The organism is Ensifer sp. WSM1721 (assembly GCF_000513895.2).
Taxonomy (GTDB): Bacteria; Pseudomonadota; Alphaproteobacteria; order Rhizobiales; family Rhizobiaceae; genus Sinorhizobium.
This window is the reverse complement of sequence record NZ_CP165782.1, coordinates 2,987,507-3,011,319: the sequence shown is the minus strand read 5'-3', so window position 1 is coordinate 3,011,319 and position 23,813 is coordinate 2,987,507. Positions and strand designations below refer to the sequence as shown.

Sequence of the window (23,813 nt, the reverse complement as noted above, 5' to 3'; positions counted from 1 at the left end):
ATTCTCCACCCAGCCACCGGCAGTCTTGATTGCAGGATATCAAGCGGCTGCGCTGGCCGCCTCCCGCATATATTCCTCCAGTTCCGCGGCTTGCGCCCGCGAAACCTTCAGTCCCAGCTTCGTCCGGCGCCAAAGCACGTCCTCCGCGCGCAACGCCCACTCGTTCCCGATGAGCCAGTCCACCTCGGCAGCATAGAGATCCGCCCCGAAGTGCCTTCCAAGATCCGCCTCGCTTGCGGCCTTGCCGAGAAGCCGCGCCGCCTGCGTGCCATAGAGCCGCACCAGCCGGCGCGCGTGGGAAGCGGCCAGAAAGGGATAGCGCGATTTCAGCCTCGCGACCTCGTCGTCGTAGCCGGTGGCGGGGAAATCGCCGCCCGGCAGATGCGATCCGGCCGTCCATTTTTTCCCCCTTGCGCCGATCGCCTCGCCGATCTTGTCGAGAGCGGATTCCGCAAGCCGCCGATAGGTCGTGAGCTTGCCGCCAAAGACATTGAGCAGCGGTGCCTCGCCGTTTTCGACGCGCAGCACATAGTCGCGGGTCGCCTCCTGCGCCTTGCTAGCGCCGTCGTCGAAAAGGGGACGCACCGCCGAATAGGTCCAGACGATATCCTCTTTCGTCACCGGATCGCTGAAATATTCGCTCGCCGACCGGCAGAGATAGTCGATCTCGGCATCGCTGATGCAGACATTCGCCGGGTTGCCGGTGAAGTCGCGGTCGGTGGTCCCGATCAGCGTGAAATCGTCCTGGTAAGGAATGGCGAACATGATCCGCCCGTCGGGATTCTGGAAGAAATAGGCGCGCGGATCGTCGAACTTCTTCTGCACGACGATATGGCTGCCCTGGACGAGGCGGACATTGCGGACGCCGATCTTGCCGAGCGTTTCCGAGAGCACCCGGTCGACCCAGGGGCCGGCGGCGTTGACAAGCATGCGGGCGCGCATCGTCTCGCGTGCGCCGGTCGTCAGGTTTTCGACCTCGATCGCCCAGCGACCGCCCTCGCGACGCGCCGCAACGACGCGGGTGCGGGTCATGATCCGCGCGCCGCGATCGGCGGCGTCGCGGGCGTTCAAGACCACGAGACGCGCATCGTCGACCCAGCCGTCGGAATATTCGAAGGCTTTGGTGAAGAGGCGCTTCAAAGGCGCACCCGCCGGATCGCGGGTCATGTCGAGCGTGCTCGTCGGTGGGAGCAGCTTGCGGCCGCCAATATGATCATAAAGAAAGAGGCCGAGGCGGATCAGCCAGGCCGGGCGCGGGCCGCCCTTGTGGTAAGGCAGCACAAAGCGCATCGGCCAGATCACGTGCGGCGCCATGGCCCAGAGCACCTCGCGCTCCATCAGGGCCTCCCGCACGAGGCGGAATTCATAATGTTCGAGGTAGCGCAGGCCGCCATGGATGAGCTTGGTGGAGCCGGAGGAGGTTCCGGAGGCGAAATCATTCATCTCGGCAAGCGCGACGGAATATCCCCGACCGACCGCATCACGCGCAATGCCGCATCCGTTGATGCCGCCGCCTATGACGAAGACGTCGAAGATTGCCTGCTCTGACACTGTATGCTCCCCTCCACTTTTCGCAATGCACAATTTTCACGCAGTAGCGAAAGTGAAGGCAGTTAAAGCGAAAATATTTCGAATGTCAAACGAATGTTTCCCGAATCTCAGACGATCGGACACCCACGTCCGATTAGACTTCCGTCTCGATCAGTTTGACGCCCTGATCGGCGCAGATTTTCTTCACGTTTTCAATGATGCAGCGGTCGGTGATGAAGGTCTGCACCTGGGAGATATGGCCGATGCGGACCGGCGCGGTGCGTTCGAATTTGGTCGAATCGGAAACGAGAATGACGTGGCGCGCATTGGCGATGATCGCCTGCGCGACTTTCACCTCGCGATAGTCGAAATCGAGTAGCGCGCCGTCATGGTCGATCGCGGAGGCGCCGATGACGGCGAAATCCACCTTGAACTGCTTGATGAAGTCGACCGCCGCCTCGCCGACGATGCCTCCGTCAGAACCGCGCACGACGCCGCCCGCGATCACCACCTCGATCGAGGGGAAAACCCGCAAGCGATTGGCAACGTTGATGTTATTGGTGATGACCATCAGTTCCTTGTGGTCGAGCAGCGCTTCTCCTACCGCCTCGGTGGTGGTGCCGATATTGATGAAGAGCGAGGCGTTGTCGGGGATGAGGCTGGCTGCGGCGCGGCCGATCGCCTGCTTCTCCGCCGCAGCGATCTGGCGGCGGGATTCGTATTTGACGTTCTCCTTGCCGCTCGGGAAAATGGCGCCGCCGTGGACGCGATTGAGCACCCGGCCGTCGCAGAGATCGTTCAGGTCCTTGCGGATCGTTTGAGGCGTGACGGAGAAGCGCTGGGCGAGTTCCTCGACGAGCACGCGGCCCTCGGCTTTCGCCAGTTCCAGGATTTCCGCCTGCCGCTCCGTGAGATACATTCGCCGCTCCCTCGTTTTTCGTTTGCTTTCATAATATGCAAAAACGAAAGGCGCGCAATTTCAGAATCGGCAATTTGACCGGAGTTTCGATTTTCGGCCCGCAAGCGTGAAGCGGCCGTTGCAATCGATCGGCGGATGCGCCAGCGTGGTTATCAATTCGACAGGGCGCGCTTTAGGAGGAAAGCAAGCACATGTTTCATCCGGCCTTGTTCAAGGGCATGAATGTGGTGGTCACCGGCGGCGGCCGGGGCATCGGCCTTGAGGTCGCGCGGCAATTTCTGGACTGCGGCGCCCGCGTGTTGGTGCACATGGGGCGGACGATCGCCGCCGATCGTCCGGAATTTCTCGATCTCGCCGTCGCCGAGGGCAGGGCGTTCCTTGCAGCGGCTGATTTTCTTGCCGCAGGGGGCGTGGAGAGCCTCGCCGATGTGGTGCGGAGCCGCTTCGACAGTCTCGACGTGCTCGTCAACAATGCCGGGACGATGGTCGGCCGCTTCTCCGCGGCAGATATCGGCGACGACGAATATCGAACCGTCGTTGCGCTCAATCAGACGTCGGTCGTCGAGATGACGCGAGCGATGCTGCCGCTCCTCGGCAAAGGTACCCATCCGGCGATCGTCAACACCGTCTCGATCTCGGCGCGCACCGGCGGCAGCGCCGGCTCGTCCATCTATTCCGCCACCAAGGCCTTCGTCGCCACCTATTCGAAGGCGCTGGCGCGCGAGCTGGCGCCGGCAGGCATCCGCGTCAACTGCGTCTCGCCCGGCACGATCGCCACCGACTTCCACGCGCGCTACTCGTCGCCGGAGAAATTGGAGGCGACGCGCAAGACGATCCCGCTCGGCCGGCTCGGCACCGCCGAGGATTGTGCGCCAGCCTATCTCTTCCTCGCTTCGCACGCGCTTTCGGGCTACATCACCGGGCAGGTGCTGGAGGTGAATGGTGGGCAGCTCATCGCTTGAGACCCGGGCATGATTGACAAGCTGGAATTCTTTCTCGCGCTCGCCCGCGAACGGCATTTCGGCCGGGCGGCGGAGGAGTGCGGGGTGACGCAGCCGACGCTTTCGGCCGCGATCCGCCAGCTCGAGGATCAGCTCGGCGTCATGCTCGTCAATCGCGGCTCGCGCTTTCAGGGGCTGACGCCTGAGGGCCAGCGGGTGCTCGAATGGGCGCGGCGGATCGTCGGCGACACGCGCACCATGCGCGAGGAAATGCGGGCGGCGCGAAAAGGTCTTTCGGGTCATATCCGGCTTGCTGCGATCCCGACGACGCTTGCCATGGTGCCGATGATCACTGCGCCGTTCCAGGAGAAGCATCCGGACGTCACCTTCTCGGTGCTTTCGACGACGTCGCTGCAGATCCTGGCGCTGCTCGAAAACCTCGAGATCGACGCCGGTTTGACCTATCTCGAAAACGAACCGCTCGGCCGCGTCACCAGCGTGCCGCTGCAGGTCGAGCAATATCATCTGGTTACCGCCGCCGGCACCCCCCTATCGGATCGCGAATGCGTGACCTGGAAGGAGGTGAGCGACATTCGGCTTTGTCTATTGACTGCGGATATGCAGAACCGGCGGATCATCAATCAGCACTTTGCCGAGGCCGGCGCGGTCGCGAGTCCAACACTCGAATCGAACTCGATGATCGTGCTCTTCTCTCATGTCCGCACCGGCCGCTGGGCGAGCATTATGCCCTATAACGTCGCGAAATCCTTCGGTTTTCCTGAGGATATCCGGTTGATTCCGATCGTCGAACCGGACGTGCGCCACACGGTTGGCCTGGTGACGACCTATCGTGAGCCGTTTACGCCGCTGGTCTCGGCTTTGCTGCACGAAGCACGCATTCTAGGTGAGCGCAACAGCATTCAATAGATTTTTTCTATCGATCGACGGAACAGCATTATTGACCCTTCGGAACATAAGCGCGAAGCTTGTCTTATAGGCAAAGGTCGAAGAGGCTCCGATCTTTGCCAAGTGATTGAATCGGCGCGGCGACTGTCGAAAGATCTGACAGCACCGCGCCGCGAGCCGGGAGGGCTCCCTCAGTGAATATCCATCTGCCGCGTGCAGACGTGACCGAACGGACGCTGGCGATCGTCGGCGAACTTAAAAGCCTGGAAGGCCCGCTGCTTCCGATCCTGCACGAGATCCAGGACGAGTTCGGCTACGTGCCAGAAGAGAGCCTGCCGGTAATTGCCCGCGAGCTCAATCTGTCGCGCGCCGAAGTCTATGGCGTCGTCACCTTCTATCATGATTTTCGCGAGCACCCGGCGGGGCGGCATGTGCTGAAGCTCTGTCGTGCCGAGGCCTGTCAGTCGATGGGCGGCGACCGGCTTGCCGAACGCGCCAAGGCCCTGCTCGGTATCGATTTCCACGAGACGACGCCGGACGGCGCCGTGACGCTCGAACCCGTTTACTGTCTCGGGCTCTGTTCCTGCTCGCCGTCGGCGATGCTCGACGGCGAGGTGCATGCTCGGCTCGATGAGGTGGAACTCGAAGCGCTGGTCACGGAGGCACGCCGATGACCGTGAAGATCTATGTTCCGCGCGATGCCGCAGCGATTGCCCTTGGCGCCGAAAAGGTGGCGAAGGCTATGGCCGACGAGATCGCTACGCGCGGCCTCGACGCCACGATCGTCCGCAACGGTTCGCGCGGCATGCACTGGCTGGAGCCGCTGGTTGAGGTCGAAACCGCCAAAGGGCGCATCGCTTATGGTCCGGTGAAGGCGCGCGACGTCGCCTCGCTGCTCGAAGCCGGCTTCCTCACGGGTGGCGCGCATCCGCTCTGTCTTGGGAAAACGGAGGAGGTTCCATTCCTCAAACGGCAGACGCGGCTGACCTTCGCCCGCTGTGGCGTCATCGATCCTCTCTCGCTCGAAGACTATCGCGCCCACGGCGGCTTGCACGGTCTCGAGAAGGCGATCGCCATGCAGCCCGCGACGATCGTTGCCGAGGTCACCGAGAGCGGCCTTCGCGGCCGCGGAGGCGCGGGCTTCCCGACGGGCATCAAATGGAAGACCGTTCTCGAAGCGAGAGGCAGGCAGAAATACATCGTCTGCAATGCCGACGAGGGCGACAGTGGCACCTTTGCCGACCGTATGATCATGGAAGGCGATCCTTTCGTCCTGATAGAGGGCATGGCGATCGCCGGCATCGCGACCGGTGCCACCAAGGGCTACGTCTACACCCGCTCCGAATATCCGCATGCGGTCGCGGCGATGAGCGCGGCGATCGAGATCGCCCGCGCCGCTGGCGTGCTGGGCGCTTCGGTACTCGGCTCCACCCACGCCTTCGACATGGAAGTCCGGACCGGCGCCGGCGCCTATGTCTGCGGCGAGGAGACCTCGCTCTTGAACAGCCTCGAAGGCAAGCGCGGGCTCGTGCGTGCCAAACCGCCGCTGCCGGCACATAAGGGCCTGTTCGACTGCCCGACCGTCATCAACAATGTCATCTCCCTCGCCTCGGTGCCGGTGATCCTCGACAAGGGCGCGGCCTACTACCGCGACTTCGGCATGGGCCGGTCGCGCGGTACGATCCCGATCCAGATCGCCGGCAACGTCAAGCACGGCGGCCTTTTCGAGATCGGCTTCGGGCTGACGCTCGGCGAGATCGTCGACGAGATCGCAGGCGGCACGGCGAGCGGAAGGCCGGTCAAGGCAGTGCAGGTGGGCGGACCGCTCGGCGCCTATTTCCCGCGGGCACTGTTCGACACGGCCTTCGACTACGAGGCCTTCGCGGCGAAGGACGGCCTTATCGGCCACGCCGGCATCGTCGTCTTCGACGATACCGTCGACATGCTGAAGCAGGCCCGCTTTGCCATGGAGTTCTGTGCGGTCGAAAGCTGCGGCAAGTGCACCCCCTGTCGCATCGGCTCGATTCGCGGCGTCGAGGTGGCCGACAAGATCGCGGCCGACATCGAGCCGGAGAAGAACCGCGAGCTGCTCGCCGACCTCTGCAACACGATGAAGTTCGGCTCGCTCTGCGCGCTCGGCGGTTTCACGCCCTATCCGGTGATGAGCGCAATGACGCATTTCCCGGAGGATTTTTCGCCGGCGCCGGTGGTGGAGGCTGCGGAATGACGAACGCAATTTCTCAGGAGGCCCGTTAATGTCTCTCATTCATGAAATCGACTACGGCACTCCTGCTTCGAAGTCCGAAAAGCTGGTGACGCTGACGATCGACGGGCGTGAGATCACCGTGCCGGAGGGCACGTCGATCATGCGGGCGGCGATGGAAGCAGGCATTGAGGTGCCGAAGCTCTGTGCGTCCGACATGATGGAGGCCTTCGGCTCCTGCCGCCTCTGTCTCGTTGAGATCGACGGCCGCGCCGGAATGCCGGCCTCCTGCACGACACCGGTCGCGCCGGGCATCGCCGTCTCCACGCAGACGCAGCGGCTGAAAGATGTCCGCCGCGGCGTCATGGAGCTCTATATCTCCGACCATCCTCTCGACTGCCTGACCTGCGCGGCCAATGGCGATTGCGAGCTGCAGGACATGGCCGGTGCCGTCGGCCTGCGCGACGTTCGCTACGGCTATGACGGTGCCAACCACGTGAAAGCGCGCAACAATGGCGAGATCAATCGCCAATGGGCGCCGAAGGACGAGTCCAATCCCTATTTCACCTTCGATCCGGCGAAATGCATCGTCTGCTCGCGCTGCGTGCGCGCCTGCGAGGAGGTGCAGGGCACCTTCGCGCTGACGATCAGCGGCCGCGGCTTCGATTCGCGCGTCTCCGCCGGCATGAACGAGGACTTCGTCTCCTCCGAATGCGTCTCATGCGGGGCCTGCGTACAGGCCTGCCCGACGGCGACGCTGACGGAAAAATCGGTGATCGAAATCGGCCAGCCGGAACACTCGGTCGTCACCACCTGCGCCTATTGCGGCGTCGGCTGCTCCTTTAAGGCCGAGATGCGCGGCGAAGAACTGGTGCGCATGGTGCCGTGGAAGGACGGCCAGGCGAACCGCGGCCATTCCTGCGTCAAGGGCCGTTTCGCCTATGGCTATTCGAACCACAAGGATCGCATTCTCAATCCGATGATCCGCGAAAAGATTACCGATCCCTGGCGCGAAGTCACCTGGGAAGAGGCCTTCGCGCATGTGGCCTCCGAGTTCCGCCGCATCCAATATCAATACGGCCGCGATTCCGTCGGCGGCATTACCTCGTCGCGCTGCACCAATGAGGAGACCTATCTGGTTCAGAAGCTGGTGCGCGCCGGCTTCGGCAACAACAATGTCGATACCTGCGCCCGCGTCTGCCATTCGCCGACCGGTTACGGCCTCAACCAGACCTTCGGCACCTCGGCCGGCACGCAGAATTTCGACAGTGTCGAGCATACGGATGTCGCGATCATCATCGGCGCCAATCCGACCGACGGCCATCCGGTCTTCGCCTCGCGGCTGAAGAAGCGGCTGCGCGAGGGCGCGAAACTCATCGTCATCGACCCGCGGCGGATCGACCTTGTCCGCTCGGCCCATGTCGAGGCCTCTTACCATCTGCCGCTGAAGCCCGGCACCAACGTCGCGATCCTGACGGCGATGGCGCATGTCATCGTCACCGAAGGCCTCGCCAACGAAGCCTTCATCCGCGAGCGCTGCGACTGGTCGGAATACGAGGACTGGGCCGCCTTCGTTGCCGAGCCCTATCACAGCCCGGAAGCGACCGAGGTCTATACCGGCGTCCCGGCCGAACTGGTGCGCGGGGCTGCTCGGCTTTACGCCACCGACGGCAATGGCGCGATCTATTACGGCCTCGGCGTCACCGAGCACAGCCAGGGCTCGACCACCGTGATGGCCATCGCCAACCTCGCCATGGTCACCGGGAACATCGGCCGGCCTGGCGTCGGGGTCAATCCGCTGCGCGGTCAGAACAACGTGCAGGGCTCTTGCGACATGGGCTCCTTCCCGCACGAGCTGCCGGGCTACCGGCACATCTCCGACGACGCGACGCGCGAGACCTTCGAGAAGCTCTGGGGCGTCGCGCTCAACAACGAACCGGGCCTGCGCATCCCGAACATGCTCGATGCCGCCGTCGACGGCACCTTCAAGGGCCTCTACATTCAGGGCGAGGACATCCTGCAATCGGATCCGGACACGAAGCACGTGGCCGCGGGCCTTGCGGCGATGGAATGCGTCGTGGTGCACGACCTCTTCCTCAACGAGACGGCCAATTACGCCCATGTCTTCCTGCCGGGTTCGACCTTCCTCGAAAAGGACGGCACCTTCACCAATGCGGAGCGGCGCATCAACCGCGTGCGCAAAGTGATGCGGCCGAAGAACGGCTATGGCGACTGGGAGGTGACGCAGAAGCTCGCTCAGGCCATGGGGCTCGACTGGAACTATCGCCATCCGTCCGAGATCATGGAGGAGATCGCGGCGACGACACCGACCTTTGCCATGGTCTCCTACGACTATCTGGACCAGATGGGCTCGGTGCAGTGGCCCTGCAACGAGAAGGCGCCGCTCGGTTCACCGATCATGCATGTCGACGGCTTCGTACGCGGCAAGGGCAAGTTCATCCGCACCGAGTATGTGGCGACCGACGAGAAGTCAGGACCGCGCTTCCCGCTGCTGTTGACGACCGGCCGCATTCTCAGCCAGTACAATGTCGGCGCCCAGACGCGGCGCACGGAGAACGTCGTCTGGCATGCGGAGGACCGGCTGGAAATCCATCCGCACGATGCCGAGCAGCGCGGTATCCGGGACGGCGACTGGGTCAGGCTCGCCAGCCGCTCGGGCGAGACGACGCTCAGAGCGCTGATCACCGATCGCGTCGCGCCGGGCGTCGTCTACACCACCTTCCATCACCCCTCGACGCAGGCGAATGTCATTACCACTGACTTCTCCGACTGGGCGACGAACTGCCCGGAATACAAGGTGACGGCGGTGCAGGTGTCGCCTTCGAACGGCCCGTCCGACTGGCAGCGTGATTATGACGAGCAGGCGCGGCAGTCGCGGCGCATCGCCGGCAAGCTGGAGGCGGCGGAATAGGAGGCGGGATGGCGGGCAAGCGAGTTTCCTCCTCTCCGGTCGTCGTCAAAGTCCGGGCGGCCGACATGAGCCGTTTCCGGACGACGGTGAACGTTCCCGAAGCGGCGCGCCGGGCGGGCGCGATGGTCACGCAATCGCGCGTCGTGCCGGAGGAAATGCCGATTGCGCTCACCTATGGCGGCTCCACCCATGCGGTGATGATGGCGACTCCTGCCGATCTCGAGGATTTCGCCGTAGGCTTCAGCCTGACCGAGGGCATCATCAGCGGCCCTGAACAGATCGAGGCGGTCGATGTCGTTGCCGAGGAGAAGGGCATCGACCTGCAGATCACGCTCGTCAACGAGCAGAACGAGGCGTTGCGGCTGCGTCGGCGTCATATGGCGGGACCGGTCGGCTGCGGGCTTTGCGGCATCGAATCGATCGAGCAGGCAGTTCGCCAGACGCCGGACGTCTCCGGCTCGCCGCTCCGGCTTTCCGAGCAGGATGTGGTGGACGCCGTCGGGCTTCTCGACGGTCAGCAGCCGCTGCACATGGAAACGCGCGCGGTGCACGGCGCGGCCTTCTATGTGCCAGATTGCGGTCTAATCGCGGTTCGCGAGGATGTCGGGCGCCACAATGCGCTCGACAAGCTGACGGGCGCCGCCGCGCGCGCCGGTTTCAAGGCCACGCAAGGCGCGGTCGTCGTCACGTCGCGGGTGTCCGTCGAGATGGTGCAGAAGACGGCAATCGCCGGCAGCCCGGTAATCATTGCAATTTCTGCGCCGACGGCGCTCGCCATCCGAACGGCGGAAGAGGCGGGCATGACCCTCGTCGCGCTGGTGCGCGGAGACGAGTTCGAAATCTTCACCCATGCGGAGCGCATAGGTCGGGACGAGGAAGAACGGATGCCGTTTTCCGCCCGAGTCCCGCTCTGATCGATTTTAAGAGTAGCGGAGCAGTCGCCGAATGTCTGATACTACCAACGCCAAGCTTATCTACATGGCGAACCAGATCGCAACCTTCTTCCAGAGCCAGCCGGCGAACGAGGCGGCGCAGGGCGTGGCGACGCATATCAACAAATATTGGGAGCGGCGCATGCGCCGTAAGCTGTTCGAGCATATCGAGGCCGGCGGGGAGGGGCTGAACCCGCTTGTGCTCGAGGCGGCGGCCAAGATACGGCGGCCGGAGGCGGTGTAGCCTCTCGCTTTACCCGCGGTTTGGTAAGTCGACGCGTCGAACGAAAGGGCCGCCTCACAAGGGGTGAGACGGCCGCAATTTCAAAAAATGATCGAACTCAAGCGGCAAGCTCTTCCGTCTCGCGTTCCTTGAACATGCGGGCGAGGTTGAGGAAGCAGATCATGCCCGATTCGTTGGCGATGATGCCTTCCGCGAAGCTTTTGTCGAAGGAGGCGGTTACTTCCGGCACCGGCTGCACCTGACTGCCTTGCACCGTCAGTATGTCGGAGACGCGGTCGACGACGAGCCCGATAACCATGTTGTGGACTTCGGCAACGACGATCGCGCTGCGCTCGTTGGCGACGGTCGATTTCATTCCGAGCTTGTGGGCAAGGTCGATGATCGGGATGACCGTGCCGCGCAGGTTCATGACGCCGATGACCTCCGGCGGCGCGTGCGGGATCGGCGTTGACGGAGCCCAGCCGCGGATCTCGCGGATTGTCGTCGTCTTGACGCAAAATTCCTGGTCGTGGAGGCGGAACGCTATGATCTCGAGCGTCTCGCCGTCAAATGCGGCCGTCCTCGGCGTGCCTGTCATCGAAGGTCCTTCCAGCTTTCCGGTCGGGAGTGGTGATCCGCCGACGACATCCGGCGAAGCGCAAGCCGCATCATGCGCGGAAAATCCCGCTTTGCGCTTTGGAAGGCCAGTCTAGTCCGGATTCGTTAAGAGTTGCTTTTGCGGCGTTTCGTCCGCTGCTGGGGATTGAGCAGGGGCGCGGGAAAGCGGCCAAGCGGAAGCGAGCACCGTGGTCATCCACTGCCTCCGCTTGGCGTATCTTCAACCGCGTCCACCGGGTTGCGCCGCGACCGTCGCCCATTCTCAGGCGCTGCGGGTCGGGCGGTCAAGGATGCGGCGACCGAAGAGGCTCGCCGTCAACTCCACCAGGATGCGTGCGCTCTTGCCGCGATCGTCGAGGAACGGATTGAGCTCGACGACATCGAGCGAGGAGACGAGGTCGCTGTCGCAGAGCATTTCCATGATGAGGTGCGCCTCGCGGAAAGTCGCGCCGCCCGGCACGGTGGTGCCGACGCCCGGAGCGATCTCCGGATCGATGAAATCGACGTCGAGGCTGACATGCAAAAGGCCGTTTGAGACGCGGACTTCGTCCAGGATCTGCCGCATGATCTGGGCCATGCCCATCTCATCGATCGCCCGCATGTCATAGACGTTGACGCCATGCTCGGCGATTTCCTCGCGTTCGCGCTCGTCGACCGAACGAATGCCGACCTGATAGACCCTCTTCGGGTGGACCAGCGGGCGATCCTTCGGGAGGACGGGGGCGAATTCCGCTTCACCACAGAAGAAGGCGACCGGCATGCCGTGCATGTTGCCGGAAGGCGAGGTCGACGGCGAATTGAAGTCCGCATGCGCGTCGAGCCAGAGGACGAAGAGCGGCCGGCCGACCTCCTGGGCATGACGCGCCATGCCGGAGACGCTGCCCATCGAAAGAGCATGGTCGCCGCCAAGGATGAGGGGGAAGTGCCCCTTTCGTGCAGCGTCATGCACGGAATCGTTGAGCGCGCGGGCAAAGGCGGCGACGGTCTGCAGATTGTTGGCGCCCGGGTGATTGGCGAGGTCGCGGGCGGGCAGCGGGCGGATGTCACCATCGTCGTGAACCGTGTGGCCGAGCTCGGCGAGCACGGTGTCGATGCCAGCGATCCTGAGCGCCGCCGGCCCCATCGCGGCGCCGCGGCGGCCGGAGCCCTCTTCGATGGGTGCACCGATCAACGTGATGGTCTTCATGTCCGCCTCTTCCTCTGTTCGATTGCGTGAAGTCGAGCGAATTATCGGCAAAAAGCGTGACGGCAAAAAGATGGAAAACTGTCGATTGGAAGGCTATGATTTGCACATTGGCCATTCGCATTTGACAAAGTGATAAGCATGGACGACCTCGATCAGGCGCTCATCAGCGCACTCCGGCAAAATGCGCGCATGCCCGTGTCGACGCTTTCGGCGATGACCGGCGTTTCGCGCGCGACGGTTGCCGCGCGTATCGACCGGCTGGTGGCGAACGGCACGATCGCGGCTTTCACGATCCGCACCGGGGCGGAAATCCCCGCCTCCGGCGTCCGCGCCGTCGTCATGATCGAGGTGCACGGCAAGATGGCCGATCGCGTCGCCGAGCAATTGCGCGGCCTGCCGCAGGTGCGGGCGCTGCATAGCACCAATGGCCGATGGGACTTCATCGCCGAGCTCGAGGACCGCGATCTCGCGAGCTTCGACGAGACGTTGCGACGGATCCGCCTGATCGACGGCATCACCGTCACCGAGACGAACATCCTGTTGAAGACCAGCAAGATGGCCGGCGCGCCGTAACAACTTTTCCGAGTTTCGCGATTGGTTTGTTCTTGATTTGTTCCAGGCATCCTGTAAGATACTCCACCTCAGCGAAAAAACAGAGGCGTGAGGAAGGGCGCGGTCCGCTCGCACCCGTTCTCATTTGTTTGAACGATCACGGTCTTGATCCAGGGTTCCCACGGACCCGAAATCATCGCGATCCAGGGAGTTTGCCATGGCCATTTATTCCGGCGGTCCGACAGTGCGGCAGATCTGCATAAAGCTGTTCGTCAGGCATGGGGACGAGGAGCGGGCAATCGCCTTTTATCACGACGTCTTCGGCGCCGAGCTTCTCCAGCGTCATGAGTGGCGCGGTATCCTGACGAGCGCCGATCTCTCGATCGGCGACTCCGTCTTCCGCGTGGCCGGCGCCAACCCCCGCCGGGATGCCGAACCCGGGCTCGGCGGCCCACGGTCGCCACACGCGCTCGGCACGACTGCGGCGATCCTCGAGCTTCACGTCAATGACGTGGATCGCGTCATCGAACGGGCGATGGGCGCCGGCGCAAGCCTGCGCAATGCCGCCGAAACGCTGCCGACCGGGGATCGCGTCGGCGCGCTCATCGATCCTTTCGGCCACATCTGGGCGCTGTTCACGGCGCTCGACGAGAGCGAGGTGCTGGACGCGTTCGGCATCGACCGGAATGCCGCGTGACCGGCAGCCCTCGTGCTGAATCAAGCTCCCTCCCCTTGTCGGCCCTCGTGGGGCCCTCGCGGGGAGGGGTCTTCCTCCCGAATTACTCGTGCTTCTTCGCCCCTTCAGAAAAACTCATCCAGGAGGCAATAGTAGAAGAGTTTCTCCGGATCGGCGCTGTGAACACCATATTGGGCGAGGAAGGGCGATACCCATTCCTCCCCCAAGTTGTAGGCGATGCTACGGCAGGCCAAGGCAATGTCCTGGTGAAGATCGGCGACGCCCAGGCGGCCGCAATCGATAAAGCCGGCGAAGCGGCCGCCTGCCGCGATGATGTTGGGCAGGCAGGCGTCGCCGTGAGTCACGACCAGTCGCTCGTCTTTCGGCCTTCGCGATAGAAGCTCGTCGAAGAGCTCGCTCGCTGCCCTGCCTTTCCGCTCGTCGTCGAAATCGCTTTCGTCGACGAGACCGGCCTCCATCCGCGCCCTCGCGGCAGCGATGCTCGTCTTCAGTCGACGGTCGAAAGGGCAGGCTGCCGGGTCGAGCTGATGCAGCCGGCGGAGGCCATCGGCGAGGATCGCGATGCGCTTGGCAGGCGGCAGCGGAGAAGACCCAAGGTCGATACCCTCGACTGCTTGCAGCAAGAGCCAGCTCTGTCCTTGGTGATCCGCGTTGCAGAGAACCGTCGGACAAGGGATGCCCTGTCGGGCAAGCCATTGCAGGCGCGCCGCTTCGTCGTTCAGTTCCGAAAACCGTCCCGCCTTTTCATGTTTCAGGATCAGGCGAGGCCGATTGTCAGACTCGAGCAGCAGCACGGTCGAGGCCGAGCGGCCAAGCGTATCCCTTTCGAAGCTGTAGCCTGACAACTGGAGACGGAAACCAGATGGCAGATCGGCGCCTTGCACGTGCATCGCTTGCCTTACGGGTGGACCTTGTTCGGTGATTTGTAGGGAATGCCGAGGCGGGCGCGATTACTCCAAGGCGGATCGCCCTCGTCACAGCCTGCTCACCGCAAGCGGGAGAGGGAATATCGGCGAGGAATCTAATATTCCCTCTCGAAGAAGATGCCGCCGGCGGCCGAGCCGTCGCCGGCCGCTTCGCCCTTCAGCTTCACGCCCCGACCGACATCGAGATTGATGATTGCCTTGCTGGAGGCGGAATCCGAGCCCTGCTGCAATTCGAGATAGGTCCGGTCGTTGAGGTATTTGCCGGCACGCAGTTGCGCGCCGCCGCTTTCGTCAGTCGTGATGTCCAGGTCGTCGACGCCGAGTTTGTTGCGCAGGCCATCGAGCAGCGAGGTGGAGCCGCCGCCGGCGAGCTGGCCGACTGCGGAGGCGAGCTGGGCGATCTGGAAGGCTGACAGGTTGTTGAGAGACCGGTTGAAGATGAGCCGCGCCAGGATCTCGTCCTGCGGCAACGCCGGAGACGAGGAGAAGGTCACCGTCGGATTGTTGGCAGGGCCGGCGACGTTGACGGTGATCGTCGTCGAACCGGCGCTCGAGGTCGCGTCGAGGTCGAGCGTCGGGATGAGGTCGCCACCGAAGCCGATATGACCTTCCGTGAAAGTCAGCCGCTTGCCGAGGATTTCGAGGCGTCCGCGTCGCATGTCGAAGTCGCCGGAAACGACCGGTTGAGCGGCCGTGCCACGAATCGTCAGGTCGCCGCCAAGCTCGGCATCGATGCCGCGGCCGCGCACGAAAAACTGTCCCGGCGAACGGACCGCGAGATCGAAGGCGATGACGCCGCGGGCCTCCACCCCTGCACCGGCCGAGGTGTCCCTTCTGAGATCTCTCGCCATCCGCCGCACCTGGGGCGGGGCGTTCCTATGCTCGATGTCGATGGCCGAGAGCGAGGCCGGCAATCTTTCCGGAATGGTGATCGCCGCCCGGCGGATCGTCACCCGGCCGCCCAGCACGGGCGTGGCGACGAGCTGACCTTTGAGCGTCAGGTCGCCGGCCAGATTTGCCGTAAACAGTGTGCCGTCGACATAGGTGGCATTGTTGAGGCGGATCCTGAGATCGGCCGGGAAGCCGGAGCCGGCGGCGATGGCGATCGTCCCGCTCGCCTCGATCGATCCGCCGGTCGCGAGATTGGCCGAGAGCCTCGAAATCCTCGCCTGTCTTCCGTCGAGCGCGATATTGGCTGCAAGATTGTTCAGGGCGAGATTGCGCCGTACATCGACGAGCCGGCCGCCGCTGGTCGACACGGTACCGGCAATCTGCGGCGCCCTGGCCGAACCGGTAAGGGAGAGATCGACCCTGGCCGACCCGGTGAGCGTGAAGCCTTGTTCCGCCAGGGTATTGGCGAGAAGGCCGAAGGGCACGTCACCGGCGAATTTCATCGACATCGGCATATTGCCGCCGATGTCGACATGGCCGCCGCCCCGGAAGGAGAGATCGCCCGGGCCCGATACCGTGACGTCGACGGTGACCCGGTTGTTGGCGTATCGGCCCTTCGCCGAGACCTCGAGCGCCGAAACGCCGGCACCGCGCGCCGCCGCCACCGACGCGGCGTTCCATCTAAGATCGTAGTCGACGACCGGGGCAGCCGCGGTTCCACCCACTTGGACAGTACCGTTGATCGCGCCTTCGGCGCCGAGCGCCGGCGCGAAGGTGTTGATCAATGCGGCGGGCAGCGCGTTGAGCTTCGCCGAAATATCGAGCGAGTTGCCCGCGGTTCCGGTGACCGCGATTGCGCCTTTCGACGCTTGAATGGTCAGGTCGCCGAGACGCACGGCGCCGTTTTCGATGGCGACGACCGTCGGCTTGGCGAGCTTCAACGGGAGCTTCCTCGGCGCCGCCGTGAAGGAGGCGAGGCGGATTTCCGTGCGACCGCCTTGGCTCACCATGTCGCCCTTCGCCGCCAACGGGGCGCCGTCATAGCGGCCATCGACCGCGAAGCCGGTTCGGCCGCCTTGCTGCTCGAAGGTGAGATTGACGTTGGAGACACGATTTTGCCCCTGGGCGACGCTCTCCGCCTTGACGCTGCCTCGGACTGCCAGAGCGGCGATGTCGGCGATGCTGATGTCGGCGACCGGGCTGGCGATCGTCAGCGCGTCGCGTTTGATGCCGCTGCCGCTCGCCTTCAGCGTAACCGACGTGATGCCGTTTGCAGTGCGGACCGTCGCCGAGCCGGAAAGGTCGCCGGAGGCCCTCTGCCCGGCCAATGCGGCGACCAGTCCGAGATCGGGCAGGTTGAAATCGATGGTGCCGTTCGGCTTGAGGTCCGCCGCCAGGTCGAGCGCGCCGGTCAGCCGGTTGTCGCCGATCCTCGCCTCGAGGGTGGGAATCGACGTGCGGCCGTCCTTGGAAACCACCTCCGCCCTGACGTCGATCGGCTGACCGTCGAGGCCGCCGCTCGCGGTGAGCTTCGCCTGCGGGCTGCCCGGCGTGACCGTTGCATCGGCCGTGATCGTCAGGTCCGTCAGCGAACGGCCGGCAAGCATTGCGCCGCTGGAGGTCAACTCTCCCTTGACGGCGAGAGCGTCCGGCGGGCCGGAGATGTCGGCGCTGAAGGCAGCCTTTCCTTCCGCGTCGGCAAGCAGCTTGCCGAGAGCGGGCAGCGTGCCCTCGACATTGGCCGTCACCCGGCCTTCGGCGATGCTCGCCGAACCGCTGGCATTGACGGTCCCGGACTGGACCTCGAGAGTGCTCAGTCTGACACTGCCGTCGCCGCCGGTCTCGATCTCGCCCGAGACGGTAACCGGGGTGTCGAACCGTGCTGCCAGGCCGGCCGGCAGCACGCGCGGTTCGGCCTGCAGCTCGAAGCTCGCCGTCGCGGTCTTCTCGGCACGGGCGAGGCTGCCGGTGAGATTGCCGCGGAAGCCGGGGCTCTCGATCGCCGTCGGGTCGAACCGGATCGCCGTTTCCGTGACGGTGACCGTGCCCTTCGCGGTCAGGTCCTGCTTGGCAATGCCGGCGGATCGCAGCGAGGACACGGATGCGCCGCTCCAGGCAAGATCGTATGCGACCACCGGCGCCGACGCTTCTCCGTCGATAGCGACGATGCCGGCAACGGTGCCTTCGGCGCCAAGGGTGGGCGCCAGTGTATTGAGCAGCGCGGCCGGCAGACCGTTTATGCTCGCCGAAAGGTCAAGTCGGTCGCCGGCGGTGCCGGAGACGGCGACGGTGCCGGTCGAGGTTCGAACGGTCAGGCCCTCGAGACGAGCAACGCCGTTCTCGATCGCGATCACCGTCGGCCCGGCGAGCTCGAGCGGCAGGCGCCTGGGTGCCGCCGAGAAGGAGGCGAGGCGAATCTCGGTGCGGCCGGCATTGCTCGTCAGTTCGCCAGTCGCCGTCAGTGGCGCGCCGTCATAGAGGCTTTTCGCGGAGAAGTGGGTCTCGCCCGCCTGCTGGTCGAAAGCGACGTTGACATCCGATACGCGGTTTTCCCCTTGTGCGACGCTCTCCGCCCTGATCGCCCCGTTGATTGCGAGTTTGGCGACGTCCGCGATCGCGAGGTCGACCTCGGGTTTCGCGATTGCCAGCTCGCCACGGTGAATACTGCTGCCATTGGCTTTGATTACAGCCGACGTAACGCCGTTCACCGTCTGCAGCGTCGCCGAACCGGCAAGATCGCCGGAGGCCTGCTGACCGGCCATGGCAGCGATGAGGCCGAGGTCGGGCAGGGTGAAATCGATCTGTCCGTTAGGCTTGAAGTCCGTCGTCAGATCGAGCGTGCCCGTCAGGCGATTGTTGCCGATTTTCGCTTCGAGCGCCGGAATGGACATGCGCCCATCTTCCGAGACCACGTCGGCGCGAACGTCGATCGCCTGCCCGTCGAGGGTGCCCGTGGCGGTGAGCCTTGCCTGCGGGTTGCCTGGTCTGACGGTCGCATCGGCGGTGACCGTCAGGTCCGTCAGTGAACGGCCGGCAAGGATGGCGCCGCCGGAGGTCAATTCCCCGTTGACGACGAGCGCGTCCAGAGGTCCGGAGATGCCGGCTTGGAAGTCAACCTGGCCTTCCGCTTCGGCAAGCAGCTTGCCAAGATCCGGCATCGTGCCATTGAGGTCGGCCGTCAGTTGCCCCTCGGCAAGTGTAGCCGAGCCCGTGGCGTCGAGGGTGCCCGATTTGATCTCGAGAGCGCTCAACTTCACGCTGCCATTGCCGCCGGTCTCGAGCTTGCCCGAGACCGCGACGGGCGTGTCGATTCTTGTTGCAAGCCCTCTTGGCAATAGCCCGGGCTCGGCCTCGAATCTGAAACTCGCGGCGGCCGTCCTCTCAGCACGGGAGAGGCTGCCGGAGATGCTGCCGCGGAAGCCGGCGCTCGAGATCGCCGTCGGATCGAAGCGGATCTCCGTCTCTGTGACGGCGACCGTGCCCCGCGCGGTCAGATCCTGCGCGGCAATGCCGGCAGATCGCAGCGACGACACGGATGCGCCGCGCCAAGCGAGACCGTATTCGACCAGCGGCGCCTTGGCTTCTCCGTCGATGTCGATCGTACCATCAACGATGCCTTCCGCGCCGAGGGCCGGCGCGAAATTGTTGAGCAGCACGGCCGGGAGGTCGTTCAGGCTCGCCGCGAGGTCAAGTGTATCGCCGGCCGTACCGGAGACGGCAACGGTGCCCGTCGAGGCTCGTATGGTGAGGCCATCGAGACGAGCGACACCGTTTTCGACTGCGATAACCGCAGGCTCGGCCAGCTCGAGCGGCAGGCGTCTGGGCGCCGCGGAGGCGGAGGCAAGACGGAGTTCGGTGCGCCCGGCGTTGCTCGTCAGCTCGCCTGTTGCCGCGAGCGGCGCGCCATCATAGAGGCCATCGGCAGAAAAGTTCGTCCTTCCCGCCTGCTGGTCGAAAGCGAGTTTGACATCCGATATGCGGTTATCCCCTTGCGATAGGCTCTCGGCCCTGATCGCCCCTCGAACGGCCGGGTGGACGACATCGGCTATGTCGATGTCGATCTCCGGTCTGGCAGCCGCCAGTGCCCCGCGCTGAATGCCGCTGCCATTGGCCTTGATCGCAACCGACGTGATGCCGTTCGCGGTCTGCACCGTCGCAGTCCCGGCAAGATCACCCGATGCCTGCTCACCGACCATCGCGGCGAGAAGCCCGAGATCGGGCAGGCTGAAATCGATTCGGCCGTTCGGCTTGAAGTCGGCCGACAGCTCGATCGCGCCGGTAAGGGTATTGCCGCCGATTTTTGCTTCGAGTGAGGGAACGGAGGTGCGGCCATCCTTCGAGACGACGTCGGCGCGCATGTCGATCGCCTGCCCGTTGAGCGTGCCGGCGGCGGTGAGCTTCGCTTCGGGGCTGTCGGGTGTCGCGGTCGCGTCGGCACTGACCTTGAGATCGCTCAATGTCCGTCCTGCCAGCGTCACGCTGCTCGAGCTGATATCCGCCTTGACGCCAAGCTTGTTAACAGGACCGGACGCGGTCGTACGGAAAGCCACGGCGCCCCTGGCTTCGTCCACCAACCTTCCAATTTCCGGGATCGTGCCTTGGATGTCGGCGGTGAGCGTTTCGCCTGAGAGGGCAAGCGAGCCGGAGGCTTGGACGGTCTCCGACTTTATGTCGAGACCGCTGAGCCGAACGGTGCCGTCCTCTTCCGTCGCGACATTGCCGGAGAGCTCGATTGTCTTGTCGAATTTGTCCGCAAGCGGGGGCGGCAGCACGCCCGGAACGGCGAAGAGCTTGAACGCCGCCTCGAGCGATGCGTCGGTGCGATCAAGATTGCCGGTGATCGAGCCACCAATGCTGGCGCTCTCGATGGTCAGCGGATCGAAACGAATGTCGTCCGGCGCGACGGTCATCGTGCCGTCGAGCTTCATCGGAGCTCGTATTGCCCGCTGAAGGTCGGCGCTCGCAAACCGGGTCTCTCCTATGTCCACGGTGGTCTTCAGTGGTCCGGACCGCGTTTCCAGATTGAAGGAGTCGCTTTCAGCCGAGAGCCGAATGGCGGTGAGGTTCCCCTGGGGCAGTGAAACCGAGGGTACGTCGGCGGCTATGTCGAGAATCGCCGACTGCCCATCACCGATCAGCGACAGGTTGGCGGTGTCGATCCGCGCCTGAACTTCGCCGTCCTTCAGCGGCCAGCGGAAATCGATCGGGCCACTCGTGCCCGTGACGCTTGCCTGGAGGTTGTTTTCGCCGCGGCTGTCGACGGTGCCGGAGGCATCGAGCGTCAGGGCGCCGGTCGAAAGCTTGCCGGTGTCGATCCGGATCCTGCTCTTGCCGTCGAAGGCGGCGGTGAGATCGATGCTGGTCGTTCCCTCGAAAAGCGGCTTGAAAGCGGCTGGCATCAGGGCTGCAAGGGCGCCGCCGCCAGAAACGGCGAGATTGTGCATGCCGTCCTGCGCCAATACATGCCGTCCATCGAGCCTCAGGATCTCGCTGCCGTCGAGCGAGGCCGTGCCCGACCCCGTCCAGTCGGAAAGCGGGCCGTCACCCGATAGCGTTATGTTGACTGCGGGCTCGCCGGGCAGGCGCAAGAGCTTCGCCAGAAGTCCGCCCGTCGGTTCGGAGACTCGCGCCTCGAGTTTCAACTGGTTGCCGGCCGGATTGAAGACGAGATCGGCGACGGCGCGCGCGTCCGGCCGATCGCGTTCGGCGGCATCGAGGGCGAGCGCGATGCCGGAGTTCGTGGCGTCGACCTTGCCCTTCGCTGTCAAAAAGTGATCCTGCCCGGCGATCTGTTTGCCGATCATGATCTCGCTGAGATCGAAGGCATCGATCTTGACGTCGACTGGGAGCGCGAAGGTGGAGCGCACTTCCTTTGTTTCTGTCGAGGGAATGGGCAGCCGCTCTACACGGATCGAACCTGCCGAAACCTTGCTGGCGTCGAAGCGCAGCGAAAGGAGCTCCGCCGGCGACCAATCCACCGAAAGGTCGCGGACCTCCGCATAAATTCCTTCGCCGTCGAAGAGAGTGACGGTTCCGGCGGTGAAGTCGCCGGTCAGCAGGGGCCCCGGATCCTGGATGCGGACGATCTGATCGGGAGTCCCGGCATATTTCTCGATAGCCCAGGCGACGACACGCGCTCCGGGCACGGTGAAGCCGAGGAACGCGACAAGCAAGAGCAGCGCGACCAGCACGGTGCCGAGAACGGCGAAGAAATAGCGCAGCGCGGATCGAAGAGTGCCGATGACCTGATTCATGTCCTATCCATAGACCATGTTGCGCCGCTCCGGAATCGTCAGGACGGAAACGGATCACCCCGAGGCCGGCTTCATCTATTCTACCACGGCGTCGCGGGCTTGATCAGAAGGACTGGCCGATGCCGGCATAGATGCCGTAGTCGGTGCCTCCCGGGTATTTGTTGAGCGGCACGGCGAAGTCGAGCCGAATCGGTCCAAAGGGCGTTGCATAGCGCAGGCCGATGCCGGCACCGGCGCGGATATCCGAGAAATCGGGTGTCGTGCTGTCCGAAACGCTGCCGGCATCGATGAAGGGCACGATGCCGATCGTGTCGGTGACCGCGATGCGGGCTTCGAGGGTGCCGTTCACATAGGAGCGGCCGCCGGTCAGGTCGTTGTCGGCGTCGCGCGGGCTGATCTCCTGGAAGGAGTAGCCGCGGACCGTGCCACCGCCGCCGAGAAAGAAGCGTCTCGTCGCCGGTATGTCCGACAGTTCGTCACCGCCGACGAGTACGCCGGCGCCGAGCTTTCCGGCAAGCACGAAGCGCTTTTCGGCTCCCAATGCATAATAGCCCGATGCGGACGCTTCGAACGAACTGAAGAAGGTCTGCCCCTCGAATTCGTAGCTCGGCTTGGCGTTGATCAGCGCCCGGTAACCCTCCGTCGCATTCAGCTTGTCGTCGCGTGTGTCGCGGACATATTCGAACGGTAGGGCGGCGGTGACATAGGAGTTCGAGCCGAAGGCATCATCGATATCCGCCCAGCCGAGTTCGGCGCCGGCCGAAATCGTGTCCGTCGGCGAAAGCTCGAAGCTCGCGCCCACCGCCGCGGTAATGGTCTTGGCACTATAAGCGTCCGGGTCGAGGAGGCTTGCCTTGACACTGGCGGTGAAGGTCGACGCCGGTCCGAAGGCCCCGGGTTTCGCAAACAGGATGCCGGCCGAATAGTCGAGGCTGCCGACGTCCGTGGTCTCGCCGATGCGGTCGACCGAACCTTCGATTCGGAGCGACTCGGCGCGGCCGAAGAGATTGCGGTGGCCCCAATAGCCCTGCACGCCGAGACCTTCGGTCGTCGAGACCTGGCCGCCGAAGCCGAAATAGCGGTGCTTGCCTTCGGACACCTGGATGTTCATCGGGATCGTGCCGTCGGGGGCGAGCGTGTCGGCTTCGTTGATGGTGACGCTCGAGAAGACGTTCAACTGACGCAGGCGCTCGGCGGCCTTGCGGATGTTTTCCGGCGAATAGGGGCGGCCGTGGTTAAGCCGGGAATAGTCCCGGACGAAATCGGGATCGACGGTCCTGGTGCCCGTGACGGTAAGGTCGCCGACGGGTGCGACCGGCCCAGCATCGGCGCTGATCGTCACGTCGACCGTCGAGGTGGCGTGGTCGGCGACGACGCTGCGCTCCGTGAGTTTCGCCAGCGGCCGGCTTTGCTCTTTCAGGTCGTTCACGATCCGCTCGCCCGCCTTGATGATCAGCGTCGAATCGGCACGGGCGCCGCGCCTGAGTTCATAAGTCGCCGGGTTGAGCCCGGCGGCATCGCCTTCGAACTTCACCGAGCCAAGCGTGAACACCGGGCCTGGCATGACGCGAACCGTCACCGGTACGGCCTGGCCGTCCGGGAAGGATGGATCGGGCGGCAGGCTGTCGATGTCCTGCCCGTTGATGAGGACGCTGACCGTGCCGCCGTAGCGTGCCCTCTCATAGAGGACCGCGAGAAGGCGGTCGCGGTCGTCGCGCGCCTTGATGGCGAGGCCGAGATCGCCGGAAACAGGCTCCTCCTGATCCTGAAAGAGCTGCGACCCGTTTTCGAGCGCCTCGCGAAGCTCCTCGTCGTCGGTGCCCGGGTCGAAGGTGAGCGCATAGCGAACCGGATCAATGACCTGCACCTCCTCCTCGGGACCTTCGAACAAGCGCATGCCGAAGATCCTGATCGCATGCGCATTATCCGCAGCAATCGGACCGAGCGCCGTCGAGGCCGCAAGGGCAAATACCGTCGCAGCCTTCCAATGCGCGATACTCCATCGTGGTGGAGACATTCCTCCCCGCATCCCGTTCCAGGCGACTCTTTACTTACTGCCTGCATATGCGGCATCGGCCACCATAGCAGGGCATGGTTTTCCAT

General features: G+C 64.2%; 16 protein-coding genes. 9 read left to right on the top strand and 7 right to left on the bottom strand.

What is annotated here, in order from left to right; all coding sequences use genetic code 11:
- Positions 1-39 precede the first annotated feature (39 nt).
- Together glpD and M728_RS14590 are read right to left on the bottom strand one after the other, a co-directional pair.
- The gene (gene glpD / locus M728_RS14595; protein WP_026620006.1) at positions 40-1,551 is read right to left on the bottom strand and encodes a glycerol-3-phosphate dehydrogenase; all 1,512 of its coding nucleotides are present in this window, start codon (positions 1,549-1,551) and stop codon (positions 40-42) included.
- 133 nt (positions 1,552-1,684) lie between these two features.
- The gene (locus M728_RS14590) at positions 1,685-2,449 is read right to left on the bottom strand and encodes a DeoR/GlpR family DNA-binding transcription regulator (protein ID WP_026620005.1); all 765 of its coding nucleotides are present in this window, start codon (positions 2,447-2,449) and stop codon (positions 1,685-1,687) included.
- 191 nt (positions 2,450-2,640) lie between these two features.
- On the opposite strand from M728_RS14590, the gene M728_RS14585 reads away from it, so the two are divergent.
- The 7 genes from M728_RS14585 (at position 2,641) to M728_RS14555 (ending at position 10,607) form a co-directional block, all read left to right on the top strand.
- On the top strand, positions 2,641-3,411 hold the full coding sequence (locus M728_RS14585) for an SDR family NAD(P)-dependent oxidoreductase (RefSeq protein ID WP_026620004.1): 771 nt from the start codon (positions 2,641-2,643) through the stop codon (positions 3,409-3,411).
- Between the two features lie 9 nt (positions 3,412-3,420).
- Positions 3,421-4,317 carry a LysR family transcriptional regulator gene (locus tag M728_RS14580; RefSeq protein WP_026620003.1) on the top strand — a complete coding sequence of 299 codons (897 nt, stop codon included), beginning with the start codon at positions 3,421-3,423 and terminating at the stop codon, positions 4,315-4,317.
- 173 nt (positions 4,318-4,490) lie between these two features.
- The gene (locus M728_RS14575) at positions 4,491-4,970 is read left to right on the top strand and encodes a formate dehydrogenase subunit gamma (protein WP_026620002.1); all 480 of its coding nucleotides are present in this window, start codon (positions 4,491-4,493) and stop codon (positions 4,968-4,970) included.
- Positions 4,967-6,523, top strand: coding sequence for an NADH-quinone oxidoreductase subunit NuoF (locus M728_RS14570; RefSeq protein ID WP_026620001.1), 1,557 nt, complete (start codon positions 4,967-4,969; stop codon positions 6,521-6,523). Before M728_RS14575 ends, M728_RS14570 begins: the two co-directional genes overlap by 4 nt.
- 28 nt (positions 6,524-6,551) lie before the next feature.
- A complete protein-coding gene (gene fdhF / locus M728_RS14565; protein WP_026620000.1) occupies positions 6,552-9,431 on the top strand; it encodes a formate dehydrogenase subunit alpha in 2,880 nt (959 codons plus the stop codon).
- Positions 9,432-9,439: 8 nt separating this feature from the next.
- Complete coding sequence (gene fdhD, locus M728_RS14560) at positions 9,440-10,345, top strand: formate dehydrogenase accessory sulfurtransferase FdhD (RefSeq protein WP_026619999.1); 906 nt, start codon at positions 9,440-9,442, stop codon at positions 10,343-10,345.
- Between the two features lie 31 nt (positions 10,346-10,376).
- Positions 10,377-10,607, top strand: a complete 231-nt coding sequence (locus M728_RS14555; RefSeq protein WP_026619998.1) for a formate dehydrogenase subunit delta — start codon at positions 10,377-10,379, stop codon at positions 10,605-10,607.
- Positions 10,608-10,704: 97 nt separating this feature from the next.
- Here the strand turns inward: M728_RS14555 and M728_RS14550 are convergent, their stop codons facing one another.
- Positions 10,705-11,184, bottom strand: coding sequence for a chemotaxis protein CheW (locus M728_RS14550; protein WP_026619997.1), 480 nt, complete (start codon positions 11,182-11,184; stop codon positions 10,705-10,707).
- A 282-nt stretch (positions 11,185-11,466) separates the two neighbouring features.
- The gene (gene rocF, locus M728_RS14545) at positions 11,467-12,390 is read right to left on the bottom strand and encodes an arginase (RefSeq protein ID WP_026619996.1); all 924 of its coding nucleotides are present in this window, start codon (positions 12,388-12,390) and stop codon (positions 11,467-11,469) included.
- Positions 12,391-12,528: 138 nt separating this feature from the next.
- On the opposite strand from rocF, the gene M728_RS14540 reads away from it, so the two are divergent.
- The gene (locus M728_RS14540) at positions 12,529-12,963 is read left to right on the top strand and encodes an Lrp/AsnC family transcriptional regulator (protein ID WP_026619995.1); all 435 of its coding nucleotides are present in this window, start codon (positions 12,529-12,531) and stop codon (positions 12,961-12,963) included.
- 196 nt (positions 12,964-13,159) lie between these two features.
- On the top strand, positions 13,160-13,639 hold the full coding sequence (locus tag M728_RS14535) for a VOC family protein (RefSeq protein ID WP_026619994.1): 480 nt from the start codon (positions 13,160-13,162) through the stop codon (positions 13,637-13,639).
- A 104-nt stretch (positions 13,640-13,743) separates the two neighbouring features.
- Here the strand turns inward: M728_RS14535 and M728_RS14530 are convergent, their stop codons facing one another.
- From M728_RS14530 to M728_RS14520, 3 genes are all read right to left on the bottom strand, one after another.
- A complete protein-coding gene (locus M728_RS14530) occupies positions 13,744-14,529 on the bottom strand; it encodes an APH(3')-II family aminoglycoside O-phosphotransferase (RefSeq protein WP_026619993.1) in 786 nt (261 codons plus the stop codon).
- 131 nt (positions 14,530-14,660) lie between these two features.
- The gene (locus M728_RS14525) at positions 14,661-21,710 is read right to left on the bottom strand and encodes a translocation/assembly module TamB domain-containing protein (RefSeq protein ID WP_084044384.1); all 7,050 of its coding nucleotides are present in this window, start codon (positions 21,708-21,710) and stop codon (positions 14,661-14,663) included.
- A gap of 103 nt (positions 21,711-21,813) precedes the next feature.
- Positions 21,814-23,727, bottom strand: coding sequence for an autotransporter assembly complex family protein (locus tag M728_RS14520; RefSeq protein WP_026619992.1), 1,914 nt, complete (start codon positions 23,725-23,727; stop codon positions 21,814-21,816).
- Positions 23,728-23,813: the final 86 nt, after the last annotated feature.

Excerpts from the sequence above, each read along its gene's own strand:
- M728_RS14590 (WP_026620005.1), bottom strand. The coding sequence starts at position 2,449 with ATGTATCTCACGGAGCGGCAGGCGGAAATCCTGGAACTGGCGAAAGCC.
- M728_RS14585 (WP_026620004.1), top strand. The coding sequence starts at position 2,641 with ATGTTTCATCCGGCCTTGTTCAAGGGCATGAATGTGGTGGTCACCGGC.
- M728_RS14580 (WP_026620003.1), top strand. The coding sequence starts at position 3,421 with ATGATTGACAAGCTGGAATTCTTTCTCGCGCTCGCCCGCGAACGGCAT.
- M728_RS14570 (WP_026620001.1), top strand. The coding sequence starts at position 4,967 with ATGACCGTGAAGATCTATGTTCCGCGCGATGCCGCAGCGATTGCCCTT.
- fdhF (WP_026620000.1), top strand. The coding sequence starts at position 6,552 with ATGTCTCTCATTCATGAAATCGACTACGGCACTCCTGCTTCGAAGTCC.
- fdhD (WP_026619999.1), top strand. The coding sequence starts at position 9,440 with ATGGCGGGCAAGCGAGTTTCCTCCTCTCCGGTCGTCGTCAAAGTCCGG.
- M728_RS14555 (WP_026619998.1), top strand. The coding sequence starts at position 10,377 with ATGTCTGATACTACCAACGCCAAGCTTATCTACATGGCGAACCAGATC.
- M728_RS14550 (WP_026619997.1), bottom strand. The coding sequence starts at position 11,184 with ATGACAGGCACGCCGAGGACGGCCGCATTTGACGGCGAGACGCTCGAG.
- rocF (WP_026619996.1), bottom strand. The coding sequence starts at position 12,390 with ATGAAGACCATCACGTTGATCGGTGCACCCATCGAAGAGGGCTCCGGC.
- M728_RS14540 (WP_026619995.1), top strand. The coding sequence starts at position 12,529 with ATGGACGACCTCGATCAGGCGCTCATCAGCGCACTCCGGCAAAATGCG.
- M728_RS14535 (WP_026619994.1), top strand. The coding sequence starts at position 13,160 with ATGGCCATTTATTCCGGCGGTCCGACAGTGCGGCAGATCTGCATAAAG.
- M728_RS14530 (WP_026619993.1), bottom strand. The coding sequence starts at position 14,529 with ATGCACGTGCAAGGCGCCGATCTGCCATCTGGTTTCCGTCTCCAGTTG.
- M728_RS14525 (WP_084044384.1), bottom strand. The coding sequence starts at position 21,710 with ATGAATCAGGTCATCGGCACTCTTCGATCCGCGCTGCGCTATTTCTTC.
- M728_RS14520 (WP_026619992.1), bottom strand. The coding sequence starts at position 23,727 with ATGTCTCCACCACGATGGAGTATCGCGCATTGGAAGGCTGCGACGGTA.